General features: G+C 56.4%; 1 protein-coding gene. It reads right to left on the bottom strand.

The features are described 5' to 3' along the window. A partial coding sequence (locus tag AB1471_RS19080) for a hypothetical protein (protein WP_367781024.1) occupies positions 1-250 on the bottom strand: 250 nt, incomplete at both ends.

The following is a 250-nucleotide window of genomic DNA, read 5'->3' as shown; positions in this document are numbered from 1 at the left end:
ATTTCTTTTCTCTTTTCTTCTTTTTCCCTTTTTTCTCCCCCTTCCCCCTTCTCCTCTTTCTTCTTTCCCCTCCCCCCTTTCCCTTCCCCTCCTCCCCCTTCCTTCCCTCTCTTCCCTCCCCCCTTCTTTTTCCCCCTTCTCTTCTTTTTTCCCCCCCTTTTTTCCTTCTTCTCCCCTTTTTCCCCCCTTCCTCCCCCTCCCCCTCCCCCCTCCCTCTCCTCTTCCCCTCCCTCTTCCCCCCCCCCCCCTT

Source organism: Jeotgalibacillus marinus (genome assembly GCF_040801915.1).
GTDB lineage: Bacteria > Bacillota > Bacilli > Bacillales > Jeotgalibacillaceae > Jeotgalibacillus > Jeotgalibacillus marinus.
The sequence above is the reverse complement of the archived record's forward strand: the minus strand, read 5'-3'. Positions and strand labels throughout refer to the sequence as shown.